A 26,081-nucleotide genomic window follows, 5' to 3' on the forward strand; every position below is an offset into this window, starting at 1 on the left:
ACGCCACTGGGTTGGCCAAAGTGCAAAGCACTGCCGGTGCCAATTACATTGTGGGTGTCGGTGACACGGGTATGATTACTATTGCCAAGGCCGCCGTGACGACTGCCTTGAGCGATGGTGGCTTCACGTATGACGGTACGACCGAGGCTAGTGGTGCTCCGAAACTGACTGCTACTGTTGTCGGCCAGACGGTTGATCTCGACAGCAGCGACATCGATGTTACGAATGACGATGTAGCGGCGGGCGATTACGTTTACCAGTTGAACTCAACAGGCTTGGCCAAAGTGCAGTCCGCTGCTGGTGGTAACTATACGGTTGCTGTCGGCGATGCGGGTACGATTACTATTGCCAAGTCCGCTGTGACGACTATCTTGAGTGATGGTGGTTTCACGTATGACGGCACGACTAAGGCCAGCGGTGTTCCGAAACTAACTGCCAGTGTTGTCGGCCAGACGGTTGACCTCGATAGCAGCGACATCGATGTTACGAATGACGATGTAGCGGCGGGCGATTACGTTTACCAGTTGAACTCAACAGGCTTGGCCAAAGTACAGTCCGCTGTTGGGCCTAACTATACGGTTGGCGTTGGTGATACGGGCACGATTACTATCACACCTGCATCGATTACGACTACCTTGAGCGATGGTGGCTTCACGTATGACGGTACGACCAAGGCTAGTGGTGCTCCAAAATTGACTGCTACTGTTGTCGGCCAGACAGTTGAGCTCGATAGCAGTGACGTTGATGTGACGGATAACGGCTCTGCCGCTGGCGATTATGTTTACCAGTTGAACGCAAATGGGTTGGAGAAAGTACAAAGCGCTGCTGGTGCCAATTACATTGTTCGTGTCGGTGACACGGGTACGATTACTATTGCCAAAGCGCCAGCGACGACTACCTTGAGCGATGGTGGCTTTACGTATGATGGTACGACCAAGGCTAGTGGTGCTCCAAAACTGACCGCCACAGTTGTCGGCCAGACAGTTGAGCTCGATAGCAGTGACATTGATGTTATTAATGATGCTATTGCTGTGGGTAGTTATGATTATCAGCTCAATGCAACTGGCTTAGCCAAGGTGCAGTCCGCTGCTGGTGGTAACTATACGGTTGGCTTTGGTGATGCGGGCACGATTACCATCACACCTGCATCGATTACGACTACCTTGAGCGATGGTGGTTTTACGTATGATGGTACGACTAAGGCCAGTGGTGCTCCGAAACTGACTGCTACTGTTATCGGCCAGACGGTTGATCTAGACAGCAGCGACATTGATATTACGAATGATGCTACTACTGCGGGTAATTATGATTATCAGCTCAATGCAACTGGCTTAGCCAAAGTGCAGTCCGTGGTTGGTCCTAACTACACGGTTGTTCTTGGTGGGTCGGGTACAGTCAGCATTTCCCAAGTCGTGGCAACAACCGTTCTGAGTGATGGTGGCTTCACTTTTGATGGCACTACCAAAGCCAGCGAAGTTACTAACTTAACGGCATCGGTTGTCGGTCAGACGGTTGAGCTGGATAGTGATGATATCATTGTGACGGATGACGGCTCTGCCGCTGGCGATTACGTTTACCAGTTGAACTCAACAGGCTTGGCCAAAGTGCAGTCCGCTGCTGGGCCTAATTATACGGTTGCTATCGGCGATGTGGGTACGATTACTATTGCCAAGCGCCGTGACGACTGCCTTGAGCGATGGTGGTTTCACGTATAACGGCACAACTAAGGCCAGTGGTGCTCCGAAACTGACTGCTACTGTTGTCGTCCAGACGGTTGACCTCGATAGTAGTGACATTGACGTCACGAACGACGGCACCGCTGCTGGCGATTACAGTTATCAGCTGAATGCAACTGGTTTGTCCAAAGTCAAGGATGTGGCTGGTCCTAACTACACTGTCAGTGTTGGTGATCCGGGCAAAATCGAGATTGTCCCAGCTAAGGATACGACGAGTCTGAGTAATGGCGGGTTCACCTTTGATGGTCAAACCAAAGCCAGCGGTGCGGCCGGATTAACCGCCACCGTAGCGGGTAAGACGATTCATTTGACCAGTACTGATATTGAGGTTGTTGATGACGGCGTTAATGCTGGTCATTACACGTACCAGCTGAGTACTGTCGGGTTGAACAAAGTTGCGGCCGCGGTTGGTTCTGATTACACGGTTGGCGTTGGTAACACGGGCACCATTGAAATCATCCCGGCGGCCGTGACAATGACGTTGAGTAACGGTGGTTTCACCTTTGATGGTGCTACGAAGGCCAGTGGCACGGCTGGCTTAACGGCGACTGGCGCAATGCAGACTATTGATTTGGATGGTCGTGACATCGAGGTCATTAATGATGACGTTGCCGCTGGCAGTTACAAGTACCAGTTGTCTGCCGCCGGCATCAGCAAAGCCCAGGCGCAACTGGGCAACAATTACCGTATTACTGCTGGTGGTACTGGTACGATCACCATTACGCCCGCTGGCGCAACGGCAACATTAAGTACTGGTGGTTTCATCTTTGATGGGAGTACTCCGGCCAGTGCAACTAGTGGTTTGACGGCCAGTGCCGCCGGACACACAGTTAGCCTTGCGACAAATGATATTACGGTAACGTCCGATGGCGTCAACGCTGGTAGTTACAGCTATCAACTCAACGTCAATGGCTTAGCACAACTGCAGGCCACCATTGGTACTAATTACACTGTTAGCGCTGGTGATAGTGGCATAATTACCATCGCGCCGCTGGCCGTCACAACTGCTTTGACTAATGGTGGTTTCATCTTTGACGGGACCACAACGGCCAGTGGGGCGACCGGTCTGACTGCTACTGTGGCCGGTCAGCGTGTTGAACTGGACAGTAACGATATTGTGGTTACCAATGATGGTGTTCATGCTGGTCAGTACCGTTATCAGTTAAGTGTGGCCGGACTCGCTCAGGTGCAGGCCGCAATGGGTCACAATTACGCCGTGAGTGTTGGTGCAGACGGCACAATTACTATTACACCGTTGGCCATTACGACGACATTGAACACTAGTGGTTTCACTTATGATGGCACGACTACAGCTAGCGCTGCCACCGGTTTGACGGCTACTGCTGATGGTCAGACGGTGGCTTTGAACAGCAATGATATTGAGGTCGTTAACGATGGCGTTGCGGCAGGTAGTTATACGTACCAGTTAAACGCCGCGGGTATTGCTAAGGTGCAGGCCCAAGTGGGTAATGATTACACTGTTGGTACTGGTGGTACCGGTATGGTTGCCATTGCTCCCGCGACGGCTACGACAAAGTTAAGCGATGGTGGTTTCACCTTTGATGGCCACACTAAGGCCAGTGACGCTAGTGGCTTGACAGCTATGGTTGCTGGAAAAACGGTTGCGCTGGATCAGACCGATATTGAGGTGACCGGCGATGATGTTGCGGCTGGCGCTTATGATTACCGGTTGAATGCAGCCGGTTTGACCAAAGTGCAGAATGCAGTTGGTCATAATTACACCGCGACGGCTGGTGGCACGGGCAAAATTACCATCACCCCGGCTGTAGTAACGACCACACTAAGTAACGGCGGCTTCACCTTTGACGGGACGACGACCGCTAGTGAAGCTGGCGGGTTAACCGCCACCGTCGCTGGCCAGGTGGTTGAACTGGATAGCGATGATATTGCGGTTGACGCTGATGGCACTACCGCTGGCGGTTACGTTTACCAGCTGAGTGCCGCTGGTTTAGCCAAGGTTCAGCGGACAGTGGGTGTTAACTACACGGTCAGTGTTGGTGGTGAGGGTATGATTACGATCACCCCAGCAGAGGTTGCAACTATCCTGAGTGACGACAGTTTCACGTATGACGGAAGGACCACAGCCAGTGCCGCTGGTGGCTTGACGGCCACCGTAGCGGGCCAGACCATCAATCTCGGTAGCGACGACATCGACGTCACGGGTGATGACGTTGTGGCCGGCAACTACGATTATCAGCTGAGTGCCACTGGGTTGGCCAAAGTACAGGCTGCCGTTGGCTCTGATTACACCGTTCACGTCGGTGAGGGGGGCACCATCGCCATCACTCCGGCCGCAACAACGACTAAGCTTAGTGATGGTAGCTTCACCTTTGATGGAACCACTACGGCCAGCAGTGCCCGCGGGTTGACCGCGACTGTCGCAGGGCGGACCGTTGCCCTGGATAGTGGTGATATCGTAGTAGCTCATGACAACATTGCGGCTGGTAGTTACGCTTACCAGTTGAGTCACACGGGCTTAGCAACGGTGCAGGCCACAGTTGGTGCCAACTACAGTGTTGGCGTTGGTGATACGGGCACAATTACGATTATGCCCGCAACGGTCACGACCGCGTTGAGTGATGGTGGCTTCGGCTTTGATGGGCACACTTTGGCCAGTGGCGCGACCGGATTAACCGTTACGATTGCTGGCCGGTCGCTCGACCTTGACGGTGCGGATATCAAAGTCGTGGGTGACAGCACGAATGTTGGGACTTACGCATACCAGGTGAACGCTGCCGGTATGCACAGAGTACAGACGGTACTTGGCAGTAATTACACCGTTACTGCTGGCAGCGCTGGTACCATCACCATTACGCCCGTTGCGGTCACGACCATGTTGAGCGATGGTGGTTTCACCTACGACGGGCGGACTAGCGCCAGCGAGGTTGCTGGGTTGACAGCTACTGTTGCCGGTCAAACCGTTGAGTTGCACAGTGACGATATTGACCTGACTGGTAACGGCGTCGATGTTGGTAAGTATGCTTACCAGCTAAGTCAGGCGGGCCTGACGCGAGTCCAAGCAACTGTTGGTGCAAATTACGTTGTTAGCGTTGGTGAGCCAGGGATGATTAACATCACGCCGGTCACAACGGTACCGCGTTTGAATGATGTGGTCTTTACCTATGATGGCACCACTCAGGCAAGTGGGGCACCAGGACTGACTGCTACTGCGGCTGGTCGGGTCGTGCCACTGGATGACGGTGACATCACGGTTACTAGTGATGCGGTGCGTGCTGACACGTACCATTACCAGTTAAACGCCGCCGGTTTGGCTAAGGTGCAGGCCGCGGTTGGTGCTGATTATATTGTTGAGCGCAATGGTGCTACGGAAGGAACTATCACCATTCAGCCGGCTGTGACAACCGCGACGGTTCCAGTTACCCGGACAATTGTGTATCATGGTGCCGGGATGGCCACACCGGCAGCCGTGACCCAGGAGGTTGCTTACACAGCGGTCACTACCAGTGATGGGCGTAGCCGGACAACCATCTACACACCTAACGGTAGCTTTGGGGCCGTGATTTCACCGGTTATCGCTGGGTACACGGTCAGTGGTGACGTACCCGCACAGATGTTAACGTTGACGACTATGTTGCCAGTTGACACAACGGTGGTCATTACGTATAGCCCGGTTGCACCACAACCAGGTGCCACGGGTGGCGACCACAATGACCACGGTGCCGCCAGTGGCAACCGTCTCCCCGCAACGGGGGCGACTGGCCACGCAACTAGTACTTCAACAGTAGCGGGCCGGGTTAGTGCCGGAACGACTACGAATAACGGCGCCCAGCGTACACCGGTAATGACCACGACGGCCAAGGCAATCAATGTACACCTGGCTCGGGTCACGAATGCTGTTGGCGCTACCCAAGTGGGGCACCCAGCGGCTACACATCAGTTACCACAAACTGGAGGGCAAGTACGTAATGGCAGTCGCTTGCCACAGACCGGGGATGAACAAACTGGCGTCCTACGTGCGCTAGGAGTTGGTTTGCTAACCCTAATTAGCCTAGCTGGATTGTGGGACCGGAAACGCAAGCGTGATTAATCTGACGGTCATGCGTTTAGTGGCAGTGTTCTGCTGATTTGAGCGCATGGCAATGTTAGTCAATATGCATTTAGGGACACCTAGTCTGTGGACTAGGTGTCCTTTGCGTTGGAGTCGTGGTGTTTGCATCAACCCAATACAAAAAGCACCTGCTCCCCCAGTAGGGAACAGGTGCTTCTTGGTACAACCAGTACAATGATTCCGGAGAATTACAGCATCTGGTTGTAGTATTCAACGACAAGCGCTTCGTCGATTTCTGGTTCGAGTTCTTCACGCTGTGGCAGGCGAGTCAGCTTGCCTGACTTCTTGTCTTCGTCGAATTCTACGTAAGCCGGGCGGCTAACAGTAGCTTCGATAGCGGCGTTAACAACGACCAGGTTCTGAGAACGTTCGCGCAGACTAATTTCTTGGCCAGGCTGAACTTCGTAGGAAGGAATATCAACGCGCTTACCATCAACCAGGATGTGGCCGTGGTTAACGAGCTGACGAGCCTGAGCACGGGTAGTTGCCATGCCCAAACGGTAAACAATGTTGTCCAACCGCTGTTCAAGCAGGATCATGAGGTTATCACCATGGGTACCCTCAGTGATCTTACCGGCACGAACGAACAAGTTACGGAATTGGCGCTCATTCAGACCGTACATCAAACGTAGCTTCTGCTTTTCACGCAATTGCGTACCGTATTCAGAAATCTTCCGACGACTGTTGGGACCATGGTCACCAGGTGCATAAGGGCGACGAGCGAGTTCCTTACCAGTACCGGAAAGGGATAGACCCAGACGGCGAGAAACCTTCCAGGTTGGGCCAGTATAACGAGACATATTAGTAGTCCTCCAAAAAATTTTATTGGAGTAAAATAAACGTTCGTGGGTTTAACACACGGGTAGTTGGCCCTCGGGGTTCGCCATTGCAGCGCGGTTACTACCCAATAGTTCCTTAGCCAACTGGAGCCGACCATGCCGCCCACAGCTGCATTATTTTACACGCATGCTAGCATACCGCAGCGAGCGCCTCTGTGTCAAGGTGCGCGGCCAGTTGCGTGGCAAACTGGGTGAGTGTTTTCTGGTCGTCAGCGGAGAACCGGTCGAGGCTTGGGGAGTCGATATCCAGGATGGCAATAGTTTGGCCGTCGACGGTCACGGGCACGACGATCTCAGAGTTGCTGGCAGCGTCACAAGCGATGTGGCCCGCGAAGGCGTGAACATCGGGGACAATCAAACTTGCACCTTTAACAAAAGCGGTGCCAACCACGCCACTGCCGGGAGCAATGTGCATGCAAGCAACTTTACCTTGGAAGGGGCCAAGGTCTAATTGTTTTGTGGTCTGATTGTATAGGTAGAAACCAACCCAGTTAACATCGGTCAGTGAATCGTTGAGTAGGGCCGCTGCGTTAGCCAAGTTAGTGATAGGGTTGTGCTCATCAGTGAGCAGTGCGTCGACCTGGGCGACGACAATGGGGTCTAGTTGGGACATAAATTTGCCTGCTTTCAGTAGTAATTTGCAATTAGGGGTTCTCAGTCGTCCCAGTTTTTGGGATACTGGACAATAGGAATCAGTACATACAAATACCTAACTATTAATAAGGGTATTGTAGCCGCCAACGGTGTAAAATGCAATCGTAGCGGTAGTCGATTAAGAGGGTGACACGTAATGTTGTGGATAGTGTTGACGATTGTGGTCCTGTTGGTAATCACATTAATCGTGGGGTTGGTGATCAAGGGCCGGTACGCCAAAGCAATCAGTGAACTGGACGCGCAATCTGCGGGTCTGGCCAACGCGGATATCGAACAGACGATTCACGTCCTCAAGGGGGCACATTTGGGTGGCGAAAGTCTCAAGACCCTGACGCGCCTGGAACGGGAATACCAGCAGGCTAGTGAGGGCCCGGGAGCTGACGTGGAGGCCATTTTACTAGAGCTGGAAACGGCGAACGCCCAGTTTCGGTTTGCCGTGGTCCGCGAACAGTTGCAGGAGGCCCGGGAAAAACTCGCTACGTTATCCAAAAAGTACGCGCAGGTGGATGCAGAGTTACAGCAACTACAAGCAGCGCAGGCCACTAACCAACGCTTGCTGGATGAGTTGCAGGCTACGTACCAGTCAGCACGGAAAGACTTGTTGGCCAAAAACTTCGCGTATGGCAGTGCCATGCCGGCTTTTGAGCAGGAACTATCAGAACTGGCTGAGCAGTTTGCCAACGTTGCAAAGATCACCGCGGCTGGCGACCACCAGGCAGCGGCCAGTGCATTGAAGGACTTGAAGCAAAGCGTGGGAACGCTGGCTGACAACGTTGCGGCCGTGCCGCCGTTGGTGACGGACCTGGTCAAAGTTTTCCCGGAGCAGTTGGAGGAAATTCAGTCGTCGTATGATTCACTGACGAAACATAACTTCCATTTTCCCGAAGTGGATATCCCGGCGGTCATCAAGCAGGTGCACACCCAGATGGACGCTAGTGATAAGGCTTTGGCGGCCATGGACCTTAAGCAGGCCCAGTCGGATAACCAAGCGGCGGCGGATGCGATTGACAGTATGTACGCCGCTATGGAGAAGGAAATGACGGCGCGGCGCACAGTCGAGCGTGACAGCGACATGGTCACCGAATTTATTGCACACGCGCAGCGGCAGAACCACGCGTTGATGCTGGAACTGGATCACTTGAACCAAAGCTACACCCTCAATAATGGTGAAATAAAGGAGGCTAAGGGCCTACGTGAGGAACTGGTCACCTTTGACCGGCAACATCAGGCCGACTTAGCGGCCATTGATGATCACACCGCGGTCTTCTCCGTGATTGCCGAGCACATGGATAGTGCTACAACGCGGTTGAAGGCCATTGAAGAGCGGCAGGTGGCCATCAATGCGGCGGTTTCCAAACTGAAGGAGGGCGAGAAGTCCGCCAACACCGCACTTAAGACTCAAGTCACCACGATGCGTACCGTACAGCGGTCGCTGGATCAACTACAACTGCCTGGCCTGCCGGAAAGTTATACGGACCGGCTGCACCACGTCCAGTCCGAGGTGGACACGATTGCGACGGCCCTGGATCAGGTCAAAATTGATTTGGATGACATCAACCAACAGCTGGTGGGCTTAGCTAGTGACGTAAGCGATTTGGAGGACGAAGGTCGGGCCATCGTGGATGCGGTAGGCATGACCGCCCAACTGCTACAAGCGGCTAACCGCTACCGGGATGAACATCCAGAGGTAGCAGAAGCAGCGCGCAAGAGTCGCGCACTGTACAACGAATACCGGTATAAAGAAGCGGCGGACAATCTGGCGACCGCGTTGGAAGAAGCCGTTCCCGGGAGCTACAAGCGGGTGGAAGATGCCTACTTGGCTAGTCAAGACAACGTCTAACGTTGGCGGACATACAGGATGAGGCAGGCGGAGCGTAAGGCTCCGCCTTTTCGCTAGTTACAGTACTGCCAGGTGCATGGGTGGCGCGATGGACCACACCAGGGCTTTGCCTGTTCCCGAAAACCTGTTATAATGCGGTACGACATTACTTATTTTTTTGGAAGGACATACACGATGATATATTTCGATAATAGTGCAACGACCAAGCCACTGGACAGTGTGTTGGACACCTACCGGACGGTGGCCACAGACTTTTTTTGGCAATCCTAGTTCACTGCACAATTTAGGGGATCAGGCCCGCGCGGTGGTCGAACAATCACGCGCGCAGATTGCGCAACTCATTCACGCCCAGCCAGAGGAAATCTACTTTACCAGCGGTGGGACCGAGGGTGATAACTGGATCATCAAGGGAACGGCGATGGCCAAGCGTCAATTTGGTAAACACCTGATTACGACCCAAATCGAGCACCCGGCTGTGCGCAACAGCATGGCCCAATTGGAAAAGCTGGGTTTTGACGTGACCTACTTACCAGTGGATAGTCGCGGCTTTGTCAGCGTGGACGACGTGCGGGCGGCCATTCGTCCCGATACCATCATGGTGTCCGTCATGGCCGTGAACAACGAGGTCGGCAGCATCCAGCCCATTGACCAGATTGGTGACTTGCTGCAGGATTACCCGACGATCCACTACCACGTCGACGCAGTGCAGTCCGTGGGCAAAGGCGTGTTGGCTAAGATTCGCCACCCGCGGATCGACTTCCTGACGTTCTCGGGCCACAAGTTCCATGCTCCTCGCGGTACGGGCTTTATCTTTGCGAAAGCCGGCCGGATGATTGACCACTGATGGCGGGCGGCGGTCAGGAGCGTGATTGGCGTAGCGGAACCGAAAATACACCGGGAATCGCCGCGATGGCCAAAGCCTTGCGCGTGTGCCTCGCGGATGAGGACGCTAACGTTGCGCGGGAACAGGCCATCCGGACGGAAATCGCCAACTACGTGAACCAGCAGGATGACGTCACGTTGTTTAGCCAACTAGATGCCGGCTACGCGCCCCACATTTTGACGCTTGCGATTGCGGGCGTCCGGGGTGAGACCATTGTGCATGCGTTTGAGCACGAGGGTATCTTCATGTCCACGACCAGTGCTTGCTCCAGCCGCTCGGGGGATGAAAGTAGCACGCTCAAGGCCATGCACGTACCGGATAATTTGGCCACCAGTGCGATTCGAATCAGCCTGGACGAGCAGAACACAATGGCCGAAGCCAAGGCGTTCGAGCGGGCCTTTGATAAGGTCCACGCCGAGTTCCAGAAGCTGACGGCGACGAGCAGCCACTAACGATAAAGAGGACAGAGTAATATGGAATATAGTGAAATTATGGTGCGTTACGGCGAGCTATCCACGAAGGGTAAGAACCGGCGGGCCTTTATCGGTCGACTCCAGGGCAACATCGTCAAGGCGTTACACCAGTACACTGATCAATTGACGATTCGGCCCAAGCGTGACCGGTTGCACATTGAACTGAACGGCACGGCAGCACAGCCCATCATGGACGTGTTGAGCCATGTCTTTGGTATCCAGACCTTCTCACCATCCATCAAGGTAGGCAAAGATGATTTGGACCAGGTCAAGCAAGTGGCTTTGGACCTGATCAACGAGACGGTGCCGGCTGGTAGCACGTTTAAGGTGCAAACCAAGCGGGCCGACAAACAGTACCCGTTGGATACTTACGGGATGGACCGGGCTATGGGTGATTACCTCACCGATGCGCGGCCTGACCTGCAAGTCAAGATGAAGCATCCTGACGCTACGCTCCGTGTGGAGGTGCGCATTGACGGCATCTACCTGTCAACGGAGACCATCCAGGGTGCGGGCGGTTTGCCGGTCGGCACGGCCGGCCACGCTACCATGATGTTGAGTGGGGGGATCGATTCCCCGGTGGCGGCTTACCTGGCGCTGAAGCGTGGGGTCGATATTGAAATGGTGCATTTTTTTTAGCCCGCCATACACCAGCGAAAACGCGTTGAACAAAGCCAAGCAGTTAACGGCTAAGCTCACGCCTTACGTGGGCCGCATCAACTTCATTCAGGTACCGTTTACGCACATTCAGGAAGAGATTAAGGCCAAAGTACCTGAGGGCTACTTGATGACGATTCAGCGGCGGCTCATGTTGCGGTTGACGGAGGCAATTTCGAAGCAGCGGGGCGACCTAGCTATCTTTAACGGCGAATCGGTTGGTCAGGTGGCCAGTCAGACGTTGGCGTCCATGGCGGCGATTAACGACGTGACCACGATGCCGATCGTGCGTCCCGTTGCGACGATGGACAAGACCGAAATTATCGCGCAGGCCGAGGATATTGATACCTACGAGTTGTCCATCATGCCGTTTGAGGATTGCTGCACCATCTTTGCACCGCCGTCACCAAAGACGCAACCCAAGCTGGACAAGTCACGCTATTACGAAACCTTCATTGACGTAGATGGGTTAATGCAGGAGGCGCTGGATGGTATCAAGGTCACCGAGATCAAGGTCGGTGACGAGTACATGAACCAGCAGCAGGACATCATTGCCGAGTTGCTGTAAAGCACCGGTAATGGTGCGCGTTGCGGCCGTAATTTACGGGCAACCACCCGTTGACCGCATGCGGGCTATCAGCTATACTGAAGCCAACACGTTGAGCAAGAGGGTTATTAGGTTCGGTTACACAGAGACGCAACGGCGAGTGGAAGTTGCGACCGGCTTAGTAATTGTAGCTTGTGAGTGCCACCCTGAACGTTTGAGTAGGGGTGGTCGGCTACGGCCGTTATCCGTACTGAGGGGGTTGCCAGCTGGCAACCAATTTAGGTGGCACCGCGAGTTAACTCGTCCTAATTGATGATTAGGACGAGTTTTTTTTGTTCTCCGGGTGTGCAGGTTGACGGTATTTTTGCGTGACGATAAGTAAAATTTAACGGGGTGAAGTGATATGACTAAACATGAATTAGCGCCAAAGTACGACCCACAATCCGTCGAAGCGGGACGTTATCAGGAGTGGGTCGACGCGGGCGTCTTTAAGCCTAGTGGTAACAAGCAAGCCAAACCGTACACAATCGTAATTCCGCCGCCAAACGTCACGGGTAAACTGCACATGGGGCACGCTTGGGACACGACGTTGCAGGACATGATCATTCGGCAAAAGCGGATGCAGGGCTACGACACCCTGTACCTCCCGGGGATGGACCATGCTGGGATCGCCACGCAGGCTAAGGTTGAAGCCAAGCTGCGTGAACAGGGTATTACCCGCTACGACCTGGGTCGCGAAAAGTTCGTGGACAAGGTGTGGGAATGGAAGGATGAGTTCAGCAAAATCATCCGGAACCAATGGGGCAAAATGGGCCTATCATTGGACTACGACCGTGAACGGTTCACGCTGGATGCGGGCTTGTCCAAAGCCGTGCGCAAGGTGTTTGTGGACTTGTACAACCAGGGCTTGATTTACCGTGGTGAGTACATTGTTAACTGGGATCCGCAAGCGCGGACTGCCTTATCTGACATTGAAGTCATTCACCAAGATGACAAGGGTGCCTTCTACCACATGATCTACAAATTTGCGGATGGTACGCCGGGTGGCATTGAAATTGCTACGACGCGTCCGGAAACCATGTTTGGTGATACCGCGGTCGCGGTTAATCGCCACGACCCCCGCTATGAAAAGATGATCGGCAAGAAGGTAATCGTGCCCGGCGTCGGCCGCGAAATTCCGATTATTGCCGATGAGCACGCCGATATGGACTTTGGGACCGGGGCCGTTAAGATTACGCCAGCCCACGACCCGAACGACTTCCAGGTTGGTCTGCGCCACGACTTGGAGCGAATCAACTGTATGAATGACGACGGGACCATGAACGATGAAGCCGGTAAGTACGCCGGGATGGACCGCTTTGATTGTCGTGAAGCCCTGGTTAAGGATCTGCAGGCATCTGGCGACTTAATTAAGATCGAGCCAATCGTCCACTCCGTTGGTCACTCCGAACGGACGGGTGTGCAGGTGGAAGCCCGTCTGTCGACCCAGTGGTTCGTCAAGATGAAGCCGTTAGCCGAGAAGCTCTTGGCCAACCAAAAGACGGACAACAAGGTCGACTTTGTACCAGGCCGGTTTGAACACACCCTGACTAACTGGATGGAGAATATTCACGACTGGGTTATTTCCCGGCAGCTATGGTGGGGCCACCGCATTCCTGCCTGGTTTAACAAGGAAACTGGTGAAATGTATGTCGGGATGGAAGCGCCCAAGGACGCTGAGAACTGGGAACAGGATCCTGACGTGCTGGACACCTGGTTTAGTTCTGCACTGTGGCCATTCTCCACTTTGGGGTGGCCGGATACTGACGCTGCGGATTACAAGCGCTACTACCCAACCAACACGCTGGTGACTGGCTATGACATTATCCCGTTCTGGGTAGCGCGGATGATGTTCCAGGGTCTGCACTTTACCGGTCAGCGGCCGTTTGAACACGTATTGATTCACGGTTGATGCGCGATGAGCAGGGTCGCAAGATGAGTAAGTCCCTGGGGAACGGGATCGACCCGATCGACGTGATCAACAAGTACGGGACTGACGCCTTGCGGTGGTTCCTGCTAATGGGACGACGCCAGGTCAGGATGCGCGGTTCAGTTACACCCAGATGGACTCCGCGTGGAACTTCATCAACAAAATTTGGAATGTATCGCGCTACATCATGATGAACCTGGACGATGACCAGGCACCAGCCCACATGCCGGATACCAGCAAATTTGACTTGGCGGACAAGTGGATCTTTGCCGAACTGAACCGGACTGTGGCGAGTGTCACCGCTAAGTTTGATAAGTTTGAGTTTGGTGAAGCTGGACGTGACCTGTACAACTTTATCTGGAGCGAATTTGCTGATTGGTACATTGAAATCAGCAAGGCCACGTTGACCGGTGACGATGAGGCCGCCAAGGCCGAGAAGCGTAACAACCTAGTTTACGTATTGGACCAGATTCTACGGCTGTTGCATCCAATCATGCCGTTCGTCACCGAAAAGCTGTGGCTGACCATGCCGCATAAGGGCGATTCGATCGTTACTGCGGCCTACCCAGTGGTGCACGCAGAATTTGCGGACGATGAAGCCGTGGCGGAGATGACTAACGTGCTGGACCTGATTCGGGCCGTACGGAAGATTCGGAACGACGTGAACGCACCGTTGAGTACACCAATCGACGTGATTATATCCTTGAATGATAACCACCTAGAGGATGCCTTCACCTCGAACCGGGAGGTCTTGGACCGCTTCCTGCACACCAAGACCCTGGAAATCCTGCCTGAAGGCGCTGAGGTTAAGGAAGCGCAGAAGTCCGCTTCAGCCGTGATGGCTGGCGCCACGGTCTACGTACCGTTAGCGAACTGGTCGACTTTGACAAGGAAACTGCCCGGTTGCAGAAAACCCTCAAGAAGTTGGATGGTGAGATTACCCGCATTGACAAGAAGTTGGGTAACCCTGGGTTCATTAAGAACGCGCCAGACGCCGTGATTGAGGAGCAGAAGCAGAAGCGGGCCGGCTTTGTGGCTGAGCAAAACGCCGCTAACGAGCGTCTCGCGCAACTTGATGCCGCTCAAAAGTAAACGTAGTCACTAACCGCCGTGAACGGGAGCCACATAAACCCGTTGCGGCGGTTTTGTTATGGCTGCAATTGGGTTTGAACGATAAATACCCACGTTGAGCATGGTAAAATAAGGCTAACGAGCAAGCGGCTTGGGGGTTGATCAGCCACCGTTATGCGTGTGCACGGGTAACGTTCAGAGCGATAGGAGGACGAACGATGTTTACTGATTATGACGGCGCGTTGGCGTTTATTCACAATTTACCCCGCTTAACCAAAACGGCAGACCACACGAACCTGCTGAAGGTGTTGGCGGCACTGGACCATCCTGAGCGCCACGGCCACTTTATTCACGTGACCGGGACGAATGGTAAGGGTTCCACCACCAACATGATTGCGAGCATCTTGCAACGGAGCGGGTTGACCGTGGGAATGTTTACATCACCATTTATTAACCGGTTTAACGAGCGCATTCAGATTGACCGTACCCCTATTAGTGATGCGGAGTTGCTTAATTTGGCGCAACAGGTGGCCGGCATTTATACGGAATTGCGGGCCCAGGATTCGGACTTTGTCCTCAAGGAGTTTGAATTTGTGACCGCGATGGGCTTTGCGGCGTTCGCGCAACATAACGTGGACGTAGCGGTGATCGAGGTGGGTATCGGTGGTGCCCATGACGCCACCACGGTGATTCAGCCCGACGTGGCCGTCATTACGAACGTGGCGTTGGACCATACCCGCATCTTGGGACACACCATTGCGGCCATTGCGACTGAAAAATCGGGTATCATCAAGTCCGGTTGCGATACGGTGACGGCGGATTTAGTGGCCGACGCGATGGGACCCGTGCGCGAACGTACCACTGCCGTGGGCAGTAAGTTGGCCAGCCTGGGTGATGCGTTTGCAATTAGTGGTGTGCACTATAAGAATGGTGGTACGGCCTTCAAGTACCAGGATGGTGAGGGTAGTTTGTCGGGGCTGTGGGTTCCTTTGGCTGGGGATTACCAGGCCCACAATGCTGCGGTGGCGGTACGGGCAGCTAAAACCTATGCCCGGCGGCAGCAGTGGCCGCTCAAGCCGATGGAAATAAAGCGCGGCTTGCAGGCAGCCACCGTGCCGGCCCGCATGGAGGTCATCAGTACCGAACCGACCATCGTCCTGGATGGTGCGCACAATCCGGACGGGATGCGCCATGCACTTGGGGCCGTCAGCCTCTTTGGCGGTGCTGGTGACGTGGTCATTATCGCGGGCATTTTGCACGATAAGGATCTGGACACAATGATGGGCCAGCTGGCCCGCACCGAGTGGCCGGTGATTTACGTGCCAGTACCGGATAATCCCCGGGCGGCCACGGCAACTGAGTATACCGCGGTGGATTCCGACGCGGACGTATCGCCTAGCTGGCAGGACGCATTGGCGTTGATCCTCGCTGGTGACGCGAGCCGGACCGTGGTAATCATGGGCTCGCTCTACCTCGTGAGTGATGTCCGGCAAACTTTGTTGGGCACCAAGTAGTTGTTAAACGCCTGCTTGCGAAATATCTTTGCAAGGAGGTGGTAGTCTTGACCCAAAATGAATCGGCCACTGTGACCCCAACGGCCGCCAACTTGTTGGCCGACCACGAATTATTGACCGCCGCGGTACGTACTGCGGGGGCGGCGGACGTGAGCCAGGCGGTCCAATCACTGCAACAGCGGTATCCAGATATGGAACGTTTAGCGGCGGCAACCGCGGCGGACCTCGCTATGTTAGCGGGCGTTAGTGACGTGGTGGCGCGCAAGGTGAGGCTTATGCTGGAGTTAGGGCTCGCGCTCAAGCTCGCCTCGCTGTTCGCCATGGTAAGGTGGTGAGTGCGGGGGAGTTGGGTGCAACCATGATGCGGCGTTTTGCCGGGTACGCTCATGAAGAGATGTTAGTGCTGTACTTGGACGTGAAAAACCAGGTGATCAAGCAGGAGACCGTGTCGATTGGTGGCATCGAAAGTAGCCTCATTGACCAGCGAGTCTTGTTGCGACAGGCGTTGGTGTACGGGGCCGCGCAGATATTGATGGTGCACAACCACCCCAGCGGTGACCCAGAACCTAGTCCGGCCGACATCGAGGTGACGGCCAGTGTGCTGGAAGCCAGTAACATGGTCGGGATCGCCTTGGTGGACCACCTTGTCATTGGTAGTACGGATTACGTCTCGTTTCGTGAACACGGCTATATTTAGAAAACTTGTTTGTTGGTGGTGCGGTGGTGATGCCGCACTGCCTTTTTGTGTTGCACCGCCCAGATTTTCCAAGTGGGTCCTGAAAATATTATTCTGGGATTATAAAGAAAGAATAAGACTATGTAATTTTCATCAGCGAGCATTGGTATCAACGGTAACTGTGATATACTGCTTTTGTTAGAATTTTCATGATGCCCAAAGGAGAGAACGGCTTGTTTGGATTAGGGACTAAAAATATCGGAATTGATTTAGGTACGGCGAACACCTTGGTTTACGTTGAGGGTAAGGGCATTGTCTTGCGCGAGCCTTCCGTTGTGGCTAAGGAAACCCACACGGGTGAAATCACCGCGGTCGGCACCGAAGCACGAGACATGATTGGACGGACGCCAGTTAATTTGACGGCCATCCGGCCAATGAAAGACGGGGTGATTGCCGACTACGACACCACCGCGGCCATGCTGAAGTACTTTATCCAAAAGGCGTTGGGCGGCAATTCCCACCCGTACGTAATGGTTTGTGTGCCCAGCGGCGTTACCGAGGTTGAAAAGCGTGCCGTGATTGATGCCGCTAAGGTGGCTGGTGCCAAGGAAGCATACGTGATTGAAGAACCGTACGCTGCTGCTATCGGTGCTGGGTTGCCCGTAATGGACCCTACTGGCAGTATGGTCGTTGATATCGGTGGTGGGACCACTGATGTGGCCACCATCTCTTTGGGCGGGATTGTTTCCAGCCGGTCCATCCGGATGGCTGGTGACAAGATCGACGAAGCTATTATTACTTACGTACGTCAGAAGTTCAGTCTGCTCATTGGTGAGCGGACGGCGGAAGACATTAAGATTGCCATTGGTTCCGCATCGGTTGAAGAAGCTAAGGATATTGAAGGCACCTCAATTCGTGGGCGGAACCTCCTGACCGGTTTGCCCGAAACGGTGGACATTGAGGCGGTGGACGTCGCTAAAGCCATCAACGAAATCGTCCAGGAAATCATTACGGCCATCAAGGAGACGTTGGAAGAAACTTCTCCTGAAATTGCCGCTGACGTGATTGACCACGGCATTGTTCTGACTGGCGGTGGTGCTCTCTTGAAGGGTATTGACGGTGTCATTAGTGACGCAACGAAAGTGCCAGTCTTTATTGCGCAGGACCCACTGGATTGTGTTGCCACCGGTACCGGTGAATCCCTGAAGAACATCGAAGCGATGAAGAAGAAGTAGAGTAGCAGGGAGGGCCGGGACAAGTTTTTTTTGCCCCGGCCTTTTTTGATGAGGCGGGTCCGGACCTGACTGCGGGGTCACGCAGATCCGCGTGCTGAACGCCAGGAGAAGCAGGGCGATGAATGTCGCCCTGGAGGGGAAGCATGCAAAAGTTTTTTTTCAAACAAACGGTTAATTATACTCATGGTGTCGCTACTAGTCTGCGTGGGCTTAATTGCGGCATCTGTAAGTGTACGCAACGATAAAAATACGCCACCAGTTGTTCAGCAGGTGGGTAATGACGTAGTGGGCATCACCAGTTGGGTGGTCGCGTTACCCGCCAACGGCATCAGTCACGGGTTGGATGACGTGGCGAACCTGTTCAATACTTACTCCGAAAACGAGCGGTTGAAGTCGAGCCTAGATGATTTAGCCCAGACCAAGGTACAAAATCAGTCGTTACGGCAAGAGAACAAGCAGCTAAAAAAAAGAACTGAAGTTGAAGGCCACACTGACGGATTACAGCACCATGTCAGCAGCGGTAATCTCGCGTTCTCCATCCGACTGGACAAACACGGTGGTCATTAATAAGGGTTCCGTGGCAGGAATTCGTAAAAATATGCCCGTGATGTCTGGCTCGGGCCTGGTCGGCCGAATCGTTGAGGTGAACAAGACTAATTCCAAAGTTGAAATGATCAGTACTAATAGCTCGACTGCCAATCGGTTTGCGGCGGAAGTGGTGCGCACTAGCGGTAAGGCGGTCAACGGGGTCATCACCGGTTATAACAAGGCCCGCGGTGAGCTCGTTTTGGGGCAAATTGCGACAAACCAGACCATCAAAAAAAGGTAGTAAGGTCATGACTTCGGGCCTGGGTGGGTTAACGCCGAAGGGCTTGCTCATCGGGACGGTGGCCGCAGTCAAAACTGACAACTACGGCTTGGCTGATAAGGTGTACATCAAGCCTGCTGGTAACCTGGACGATATGGACGTTGTGACCGTCATTAAGCGGACAATTGGGGGGTAACGTCGTGGACGAAAAGAGATTTACCCGTCACTGGGTCGCCATTGTGACCGTCTACCTGGCCGTATTGCTTGATGGCGCCCTATCGCACGTCTTGGGCCAGTGGATCATGCGGCCAACTTACACGGGGGTACCACAACTAACGCTGTTAAGTCTGGTGTTGGTGGTCATCTTTGTGCCCCAGGAAACGTGGACGATGGCAATTGCCATTGGTGCTGGTCTGATCACTGATTGTTTTTACACGGGCATTCTGGGCGTGAATACGTTCATTATTCCGTTGATTGTGTTCGTGGTCATGCAGGTGCGGCCCATTATTCCGCGTAAGTGGCTGTTTGTCTGGGCAGTGTGCGTGATTGCCGAGACCCTGCAGGAAGTGGCGAACTACGTGGTGGCATTGATGTTGGGTAGTACCACTGCATCGGTGGGGGCACTGATTTCGGAACATATCGCGCCCGGGTTGACCGTGAATATTATTCTTTTTGCGATTATCTACTACGCTTTGTCACGATTACTGGTAAAATTAACGCAAGACTAATAACTGGATGGAGGGGTGCGTTGTGGACGCTGTTGTGTTGAAGGCCAGCTCGGAGGGATTCACCCTGCGGCTGGACGAAAACGCCAGCTTTGACGCTATTGTGGCGCAGCTGCATGATCTAATCGCGCATTTGTACGCGGAGACACCCGAAGGTAACGTTAGTTTTACGGTCACGACGGGCAACCGGTTGTTGACGGAAGATCAACGGCAGCAGCTGGACCATGTGTTTGACGATTATCCGCGTTTCGCGGTCAGTGCTTTGACCGCGGACGTGATCGATGCCCAGGTTGCAGCGGCCAAAGTCGCGGCGGCCCGGACCCACTTTGCTGGTGGGGTGGTCCGCTCCGGTCAGGACCTACACTATGAGGGCGACGTCGTTTTTACGGGTGTACTCCATCCGGGCGCGAGCATCAAGGCCACTGGTTCGGTATACTTATTGGGTCAGGCCGAGGGTGTGGTTCACGCTGGTTTTCCCGACAATGCCCGTGCCGTGGTGGTGGGCGATATGTCCCATTTAGCCCAGGTACGGTTGGCTGATGCAGTCGCAATTATTGACGAGGAGCACCCCGCAACGGCGGATTGCTGCTACATGGACGACGCACACATGTTGAACTTCGTACCCAGTGTGCAGTTGCAGCAACTGCGGCCGTGGATCTTTGATCAAGTGGAGGATAAATGATGGGAACAAGTTACGTTGTGACCTCAGGCAAGGGTGGGGTCGGTAAAACTACCACCAGTGCTAATATTGGGACGGCTTTGGCATTACGCGGCAAGCGTGTGGTGCTGCTGGATCTGGACATTGGTCTACGCAATTTGGATGCCGTGTTAGGTTTGTCTAATCGCATTATCTACGACATTGTGGATGTTGCCACGGGCCGAGCCAAGTTGCGTCAAGCGCTCATTAAGGATAAGCGGTTCGACGACAATTTATACTTATTGCCGGCTCCCCAGAATGCGGACAAAGACGCGCTGGAGCCCGAACAAGTGGCGGCCATCGTGGCCGAATTGAAGCCCGACTTTGACTTCATCATTCTCGACTCACCAGCCGGGATCGAGCAAGGGTTCCGCAACGCCATTGCCGGCGCTGACGGGGCCATCGTGGTTACTACACCGGAAGTATCGGCCGTCAGTGATGCCGACCGGGTCGTGGGGCTAATCGAACAGTCCAACATGTCGTTACCCCCGAAGTTGATCATCAATCGCGTACGGCCCCACATGGTCCAAAACGGCACCGCGATGGACGTGGATGAGGTAACGCAACATCTAGGAATTGATCTGCTCGGTTTGATCACCGATGATGACGATGTGATCGTGCAGTCCAACAAGGGTGAAACGGTTGTCATGGATCCTGACGATGACGCCAGCAAGCGGTACCGCAACGTGGCGCGCCGCTTGTTGGGTGAGACGGTGGCTTTGCTACCAGTCACGGAACAAAAGACTGGTTTTTGGCACCGCCTATTCCACCGGTAGAGGGTTAAACAAAAAAATGAAATTTTGTCGCCGTTGGTAGTTGACATTAGATTTAAGTGAGTGTAGATTAAGAGTCAATCAATTGTTACATAAATCTTTGAACGGAATCGGTTAGGTGCGCTGGTGCACAGAGACCCCGCGTTGCTGGAAAGCGGGGAACCACCATTTAGCCTCACATCCGCGAGTGGGACGTTGAAGTCTGTTAGTAGGCGTCCTCGGTTGGGCCCGTTAGCGCCGTGGTTGTTTGTGCAACCAGTTGAGGTAATACTGGTGACGGTGTTACGTACATGAGGTGGAACCGCGAAATTAAATTCGCCCTCTGATGCTACGGCCGTCAGGGGGCTTTTTTTGTGCTCGTGGGTCTAATCATCGCAACTGGGTGGGCGGCAACCACATGAGGTTAGTCGTGTGAGCGGCTAACGTATCAGAGGTGGAACCGCGCGTGGCGCCCTCTGTGACTACCATGGTAGTCACGGAGGGCGCCTTTTAAATTGAAGGGGGAAATGATTATGGAATACATTATTGGAATTATGCCGGCCCTGTTAAAGGGTACCTGGACCACGTTATGGGTCTTTGTTATTACGTTGATTTGTGCTTTACCCTTAGGCTTGGTATTGTCACCAGGGCTCGGGTCACGGTCCAAGAACCCCCTGGCCGTGGTACTACGCTGGGTGCTGAGCGCGTACACCTGGATTTTCCGGGGGACGCCGTTACTGCTCCAAATGATCTTTATCTTTTATGGTTTGCCGACGATTCACATCGTGTTCGACCGTAACTCTGCGGTCCTGGTCACGTTCATCCTGAACTACGCTGCATACTTCGCTGAAATCTTCCGTGGTGGTTACCAAGCCATCGACAAGGGGCAGTTTGAAGCTGCCACGGTGCTGAAGATGTCCCGGTGGCAAACTTTCCGCTACGTCATCATGGGCCAGATCACCAAGATTGTGTTACCAAGTATTGGTAATGAAACCATTAACCTGATCAAGGATAGTTCGTTGGTGTACGTCATCGGGATTGGCGATCTGCTCCGCGCGGGGAACATTGCCGCTAGCCGTGACGTCACGTTGGTACCGTACCTGTTAGTCGGGCTGATTTACCTGGTACTAACGTTTATCTTGACCATCGCCCAGAAGCGGGTTGAGAAGCGCTTTGCCTTTTACCGTTAGGAGGAATGAACATGCTAGAATTAAGTGGAATTATTAAAAAAATTTGGTAGTCGGACCATCCTGAACGGTCTCAACCTGCAGGTGCCTGATAGCCAGACGTTGGCCATCGTGGGTCCTTCCGGGGTTGGTAAAACGACGTTGCTACGCATCATTGCCGGGCTCGAAACGGCGGATGCTGGGACCATCACTTGGGATGGGCAACCAACTACACCCGAACAGTTGCGTGAACAGGGCATCCTTGGGTGGTGTTCCAGGGCTTTGAATTATTTCCACAGTACACCGTGCGGCGCAATATCACGCTTGCCCCCACATTGACCGGGATTGACAAAGCCGCAGCGGACCAGCGGGCGGATAAGCTGATGCAGCAACTGGAACTGACGGAGCAAGCGGACGCTTATCCGTACACGTTGTCTGGTGGACAAAAGCAGCGGGTCGCGATTGCGCGCGCTTTGGCTTTGGATCCCCAGGTACTCCTCTATGATGAACCTACAAGTGCGTTGGACCCCGCGCTACGCGACAACGTGGCGGGTCTGGTCAACCAGCTCAAGGAGGGCGGCATGACCCAGGTCGTGGTGACTCACGACATGGAGTTTGCCCGGAGTGTGGCGGATAACGTCTTTACGATGCCGACGGGAACGGAGGCGTAAATGATGCGCAAATTTTGGAAGGTAGTAATTGCGGGCTTGTTGGCGCTAGTCGCAGTCACCAACTTATCAGCCTGTGCGCGCACGACGGCTAAGAATTCCTGGCCGCGTATTGAAAAAAACTAAGAAGGTCGTTATTGGCTTGGATGATACCTTCGTCCCCATGGGGTTCCGTGAAAAGAATGGTTCCCTGGAGGGCTTCGATATCGATTTAGCGCGAGCCGTCTTCAAGCGCTACGGCATTAAGGCGGACTTCCAGACCATCGACTGGTCCATGAAGGAAACCGAGTTGCGTAACCAAACCATCGACCTGATTTGGAACGGGTACACCGTGACGCCACAACGGAAAAAAACAGGTATTGATGTCGCATTCCTACTTGAAGAACTACCAAGTGTTGGTCACCAAGCGGAGCGATAACATTAAGTCCTTTGCCGACATGGCGGGGAAGACGGTTGGTGCCCAGACGGACTCTAGCGGGGCCGCTGATATTGACGCTGAACCGAAGAAGCTTAAGGATATCGTCAAGGGAAAGCAGCCCGTACTGTATGACACTTACGACAAGGCCTTCATCGATTTGAACGCGGGCCGGATTCAGGGCATCGCGATTGATGGGGTGTACGCCCGGTACTACGTCGCCCACCAACCAAATCCCAAGAAGTACCGCATCGTGAATGGTACGTTCCCCGCCGAGCAGTTCGCCGTGGGGATGCGTAAAGGTGACACGGAACTGGACGCAAAAATTAACGCTGGTTTGAAGGCTTTAAAGAAGAACGGCACGATTGCTAAACTACAACGCAAGTGGTTTGGTACGGCAACCAATTAACGTGTTGGGTAATCACTTACGCCTAATGTCGACTGATGTTGACGTTAGGGCGTAAGTGCGTAATCTATGGGTGTAAGTGTGTCATTAAAGTCATGATTTAAAAACCTTCACAAAGGGGTGCCGTGAGGCTGAGAGATACCCTTCGAACCTGTTTCGTTAGTACGAGCGTAGGGATTGTGAATTGGGGCAAAATTGCCTCCTTTGTGGTGGGTCGGTGTCGCTAGACGTTACGCAAAGGAGGCTTTTGTATGGCAAGGGAACGGGTACGAATTATGGTAGAAGTCGCCGTCATGGCGGCGGTTGCGACCGCGTTGCACGTGATCCCCCACACGACGGGGGTGTCAGCAATTGAGTTGGAGTGGGGAATGATTCCCATTGTGGTGCTCGCGCTACGGCGGGGGATGGGCCCAGCAATGATGGGCGGCCTTATCTGGGGCGTGCTGGACATGATTCTGTTTGGCTTGGCCTCAGGGAGCGTGCTGAACCCCATCCAGGGTGTCGTGGAATACCCGATTGCATTCACGTGCGCGGGGTTAGCGGGCGTGGCATACCGTGCGTTTCAGCAGGGTGGGCCTGGGCGCCGCCGTCTCGCGTTGGTGGCGGCGGTGTGTGTTGGTACCTGCGCCAAGTATTTTTGGCACTTCATTGCCGGCTGGATTTTCTGGGGCAGTTACGCGCCGCACGGACAGGCGGCGTGGTTGTACTCGCTAGTTATTAATGGTGGTTCGGCCGTTGTCACGATGGTGGCTACGTTGATTGCCGTCATTCTGGTGGACCGTTTGGCACCGCAATTGTTACGGAAACCGTAAATTTTCAGGGAACGAAAAAAAAGCGCGTGCCGCGACGGCACACGCTTTTTAAGTCGATAATTGTTTATTGGAATGCGGACACGGCGGTAAAGACCACACCGAGAACCGTGATGAGAATCATGACCCAAACAAAAACCTGGGTGACGTGTTGAAAAGTGGATTTATGTTCCTTTTCGGCCTTGACCTTGCTGACGTTAACCTTGCTCATACGTACACCTCCGTGACGATTACGTTCTTCCTGTCAGCATTGTACATTGTTTTGCCGGCTTGAGCAAATGGACGGTGAATTAAGTGCGAAGTTGGCGGTGGCGGGGTCGCACAAACCAGGTCAGTAACCACAAGGTCACGATTCTTCCGCCTACCCGAGTCACTCCACGTATACAACCAAAGCGCCACCACAGCACAGAAAAATTTTGGTACAATCTGTTGTAGAGGTGAATTACATGCATACAGTCGGTCTCGTTCTGCCCCTCGTTTGGTTAGTGGTGACGCTAGCACTGTGGGTTTTAGCACATCATCGTCGTGGCCTGCAGCCACTACTGCTCCTGATTCCGGTCGTCAACGCCGTGGGGATCATCTTGTTAACCTGGTCACATCCTGATTATCTGTTCGTGTGCGCCTTTGCCGCCTGCATTGTGGCACTCGTGTGGGTAGGGGTGACCGTGTACCGCGAATATGACCTCTTGTTCAAGCGCTACTTTGTGCAATTAGCTGGTATTTTGGGTGTCCTCTCGACCGTTTGGTGGGTGGGCGCCATCATTTGGACCGCATAATAACACGAACAGAGGTTCGATTTTGGGCTACTGCCCCACATAAATGTCAAAAATAGGGGTACAGTCCCCACCACGTCCCACCAGTCCGTTAAGGCCCAGAAGCCAGTGCTTCTGGGCCCTTTGTTTGGCCAAAATTCAGTCTATTTGACAAAAAAAGTTAAATGTGGGGAGAAAATAACACAATTTGTGGTGGGTTGTGGGGGATTGTGGTAACATTGGAAGCATGAAGGGAGGTGTCGTCTATGTTCATGGGTGAATTTCGTCACAACTTGGATGCGAAGGGTCGTTTGATTATCCCAGCGAAGTTTCGTGAACAGTTGGGTGCGGACTTTATTCTCACCCGGGGCATGGACGGCTGTCTCTTCGGTTATCCCCAGTCAGAATGGGCGAAGTTGCAGGAAAAATTACAAACTTTGCCGTTGACCCAAAAGAACGCCCGGACGTTTATCCGGCTCCTGTACTCCGCTGCCACGGAGTGTGAACTGGACAAGCAAGGCCGCATCAACGTGCCCAAGCCATTGATGGCCCACGCCGGCTTGGCCAAAGCCTGCGTGCTGGTGGGGGTAGCCAACCGTATTGAAATTTGGAGTGCGGAACGTTGGGAGCAATTTGCCACGGACGCTGAATCAGACTTTGACGATATTTCGGAAAACTTAATGGACTTCGGGTTATAGC

17 protein-coding genes, 6 pseudogenes, 1 riboswitch and 1 other annotated feature are annotated in these 26,081 nt (G+C 53.7%); of the genes and pseudogenes, 20 read left to right on the top strand and 3 right to left on the bottom strand.

Features of this window, described 5'->3' with window-relative positions:
* Positions 1–20: 20 nt before the first annotated feature.
* Entirely contained in the window at positions 21–1,715 is a 1,695-nt protein-coding gene (locus JCM13996_RS01090) for a beta strand repeat-containing protein (RefSeq protein WP_225353436.1), read from the top strand.
* Positions 1,648–5,805 (top strand): MBG domain-containing protein, encoded by a 4,158-nt coding sequence (locus JCM13996_RS01095; RefSeq protein ID WP_082383739.1) that lies wholly within the window; start codon positions 1,648–1,650, stop codon positions 5,803–5,805. The genes JCM13996_RS01090 and JCM13996_RS01095 overlap by 68 nt, the downstream gene beginning before the upstream one ends.
* A gap of 209 nt (positions 5,806–6,014) precedes the next feature.
* On the opposite strand, the gene rpsD is transcribed toward JCM13996_RS01095, so the two are convergent.
* Together rpsD and JCM13996_RS01105 are read right to left on the bottom strand one after the other, a co-directional pair.
* A complete protein-coding gene (gene rpsD / locus JCM13996_RS01100) occupies positions 6,015–6,626 on the bottom strand; it encodes a 30S ribosomal protein S4 (RefSeq protein WP_054749277.1) in 612 nt (203 codons plus the stop codon).
* 169 nt (positions 6,627–6,795) lie between these two features.
* Positions 6,796–7,278 (bottom strand): free L-methionine (R)-S-oxide reductase MsrC, encoded by a 483-nt coding sequence (locus JCM13996_RS01105; protein WP_054749278.1) that lies wholly within the window; start codon positions 7,276–7,278, stop codon positions 6,796–6,798.
* Positions 7,279–7,455: 177 nt separating this feature from the next.
* Between JCM13996_RS01105 and JCM13996_RS01110 the strand changes: the two genes are divergently transcribed.
* The 16 genes and pseudogenes from JCM13996_RS01110 to thiT all read left to right on the top strand — a co-directional run bounded on the left by JCM13996_RS01110 (position 7,456) and on the right by thiT (position 24,633).
* Positions 7,456–9,159: a septation ring formation regulator EzrA gene (locus JCM13996_RS01110; RefSeq protein WP_054749279.1), complete on the top strand. Its 1,704-nt coding sequence runs from the start codon at positions 7,456–7,458 to the stop codon at positions 9,157–9,159.
* 174 nt (positions 9,160–9,333) lie between these two features.
* Positions 9,334–10,494, top strand: a pseudogene (locus JCM13996_RS01115) (cysteine desulfurase family protein).
* A 21-nt stretch (positions 10,495–10,515) separates the two neighbouring features.
* Positions 10,516–11,740: pseudogene (gene thiI / locus JCM13996_RS01120) on the top strand (tRNA uracil 4-sulfurtransferase ThiI).
* Between the two features lie 82 nt (positions 11,741–11,822).
* Positions 11,823–12,030, top strand: a binding site (T-box leader).
* Positions 12,031–12,122: 92 nt separating this feature from the next.
* A pseudogene (locus JCM13996_RS01125) lies at positions 12,123–14,780 on the top strand (valine--tRNA ligase).
* 197 nt (positions 14,781–14,977) lie between these two features.
* Positions 14,978–16,273 (top strand): bifunctional folylpolyglutamate synthase/dihydrofolate synthase, encoded by a 1,296-nt coding sequence (locus JCM13996_RS01130; protein ID WP_054749280.1) that lies wholly within the window; start codon positions 14,978–14,980, stop codon positions 16,271–16,273.
* 47 nt (positions 16,274–16,320) lie between these two features.
* The gene (locus JCM13996_RS01135) at positions 16,321–16,608 is read left to right on the top strand and encodes a hypothetical protein (RefSeq protein ID WP_054749281.1); all 288 of its coding nucleotides are present in this window, start codon (positions 16,321–16,323) and stop codon (positions 16,606–16,608) included.
* A complete protein-coding gene (locus JCM13996_RS01140; RefSeq protein WP_263848829.1) occupies positions 16,605–16,970 on the top strand; it encodes a JAB domain-containing protein in 366 nt (121 codons plus the stop codon). The genes JCM13996_RS01135 and JCM13996_RS01140 overlap by 4 nt, the downstream gene beginning before the upstream one ends.
* Positions 16,971–17,182: 212 nt before the next feature.
* Entirely contained in the window at positions 17,183–18,184 is a 1,002-nt protein-coding gene (locus tag JCM13996_RS01145; RefSeq protein ID WP_054749283.1) for a rod shape-determining protein, read from the top strand.
* A 183-nt stretch (positions 18,185–18,367) separates the two neighbouring features.
* Positions 18,368–19,188: pseudogene (gene mreC, locus JCM13996_RS01150) on the top strand (rod shape-determining protein MreC).
* Positions 19,189–19,192: 4 nt separating this feature from the next.
* Entirely contained in the window at positions 19,193–19,720 is a 528-nt protein-coding gene (mreD, locus tag JCM13996_RS01155) for a rod shape-determining protein MreD (protein WP_054749284.1), read from the top strand.
* Between the two features lie 22 nt (positions 19,721–19,742).
* A complete protein-coding gene (locus JCM13996_RS01160; protein WP_054749285.1) occupies positions 19,743–20,399 on the top strand; it encodes a septum site-determining protein MinC in 657 nt (218 codons plus the stop codon).
* Positions 20,399–21,190: a septum site-determining protein MinD gene (gene minD, locus JCM13996_RS01165; protein ID WP_054749286.1), complete on the top strand. Its 792-nt coding sequence runs from the start codon at positions 20,399–20,401 to the stop codon at positions 21,188–21,190. Before JCM13996_RS01160 ends, minD begins: the two co-directional genes overlap by 1 nt.
* 509 nt (positions 21,191–21,699) lie before the next feature.
* Positions 21,700–22,356, top strand: a complete 657-nt coding sequence (locus tag JCM13996_RS01170) for an amino acid ABC transporter permease (protein ID WP_054749287.1) — start codon at positions 21,700–21,702, stop codon at positions 22,354–22,356.
* An 11-nt stretch (positions 22,357–22,367) separates the two neighbouring features.
* Positions 22,368–23,003: pseudogene (locus JCM13996_RS01175) on the top strand (amino acid ABC transporter ATP-binding protein).
* A gap of 3 nt (positions 23,004–23,006) precedes the next feature.
* Positions 23,007–23,824, top strand: a pseudogene (locus JCM13996_RS01180) (amino acid ABC transporter substrate-binding protein).
* Between the two features lie 103 nt (positions 23,825–23,927).
* Positions 23,928–24,015, top strand: a riboswitch (TPP riboswitch).
* Positions 24,016–24,072: 57 nt separating this feature from the next.
* A complete protein-coding gene (thiT, locus tag JCM13996_RS01185; protein ID WP_054749288.1) occupies positions 24,073–24,633 on the top strand; it encodes an energy-coupled thiamine transporter ThiT in 561 nt (186 codons plus the stop codon).
* Between the two features lie 64 nt (positions 24,634–24,697).
* Here thiT and JCM13996_RS10270 read toward each other — a convergent pair whose 3' ends face one another.
* The gene (locus tag JCM13996_RS10270; protein WP_082383742.1) at positions 24,698–24,841 is read right to left on the bottom strand and encodes a DUF4044 domain-containing protein; all 144 of its coding nucleotides are present in this window, start codon (positions 24,839–24,841) and stop codon (positions 24,698–24,700) included.
* Between the two features lie 235 nt (positions 24,842–25,076).
* Between JCM13996_RS10270 and JCM13996_RS01190 the strand changes: the two genes are divergently transcribed.
* On the top strand, positions 25,077–25,406 hold the full coding sequence (locus JCM13996_RS01190) for a hypothetical protein (RefSeq protein ID WP_054749289.1): 330 nt from the start codon (positions 25,077–25,079) through the stop codon (positions 25,404–25,406).
* A 242-nt stretch (positions 25,407–25,648) separates the two neighbouring features.
* The gene (gene mraZ / locus JCM13996_RS01195) at positions 25,649–26,080 is read left to right on the top strand and encodes a division/cell wall cluster transcriptional repressor MraZ (RefSeq protein ID WP_054749290.1); all 432 of its coding nucleotides are present in this window, start codon (positions 25,649–25,651) and stop codon (positions 26,078–26,080) included.
* The last annotated feature ends 1 nt before the right edge of the window (position 26,081 follow it).

The organism is Lacticaseibacillus thailandensis DSM 22698 = JCM 13996, from assembly GCF_001312865.1.
GTDB classification, from domain to species: Bacteria; Bacillota; Bacilli; order Lactobacillales; family Lactobacillaceae; genus Lacticaseibacillus; species Lacticaseibacillus thailandensis.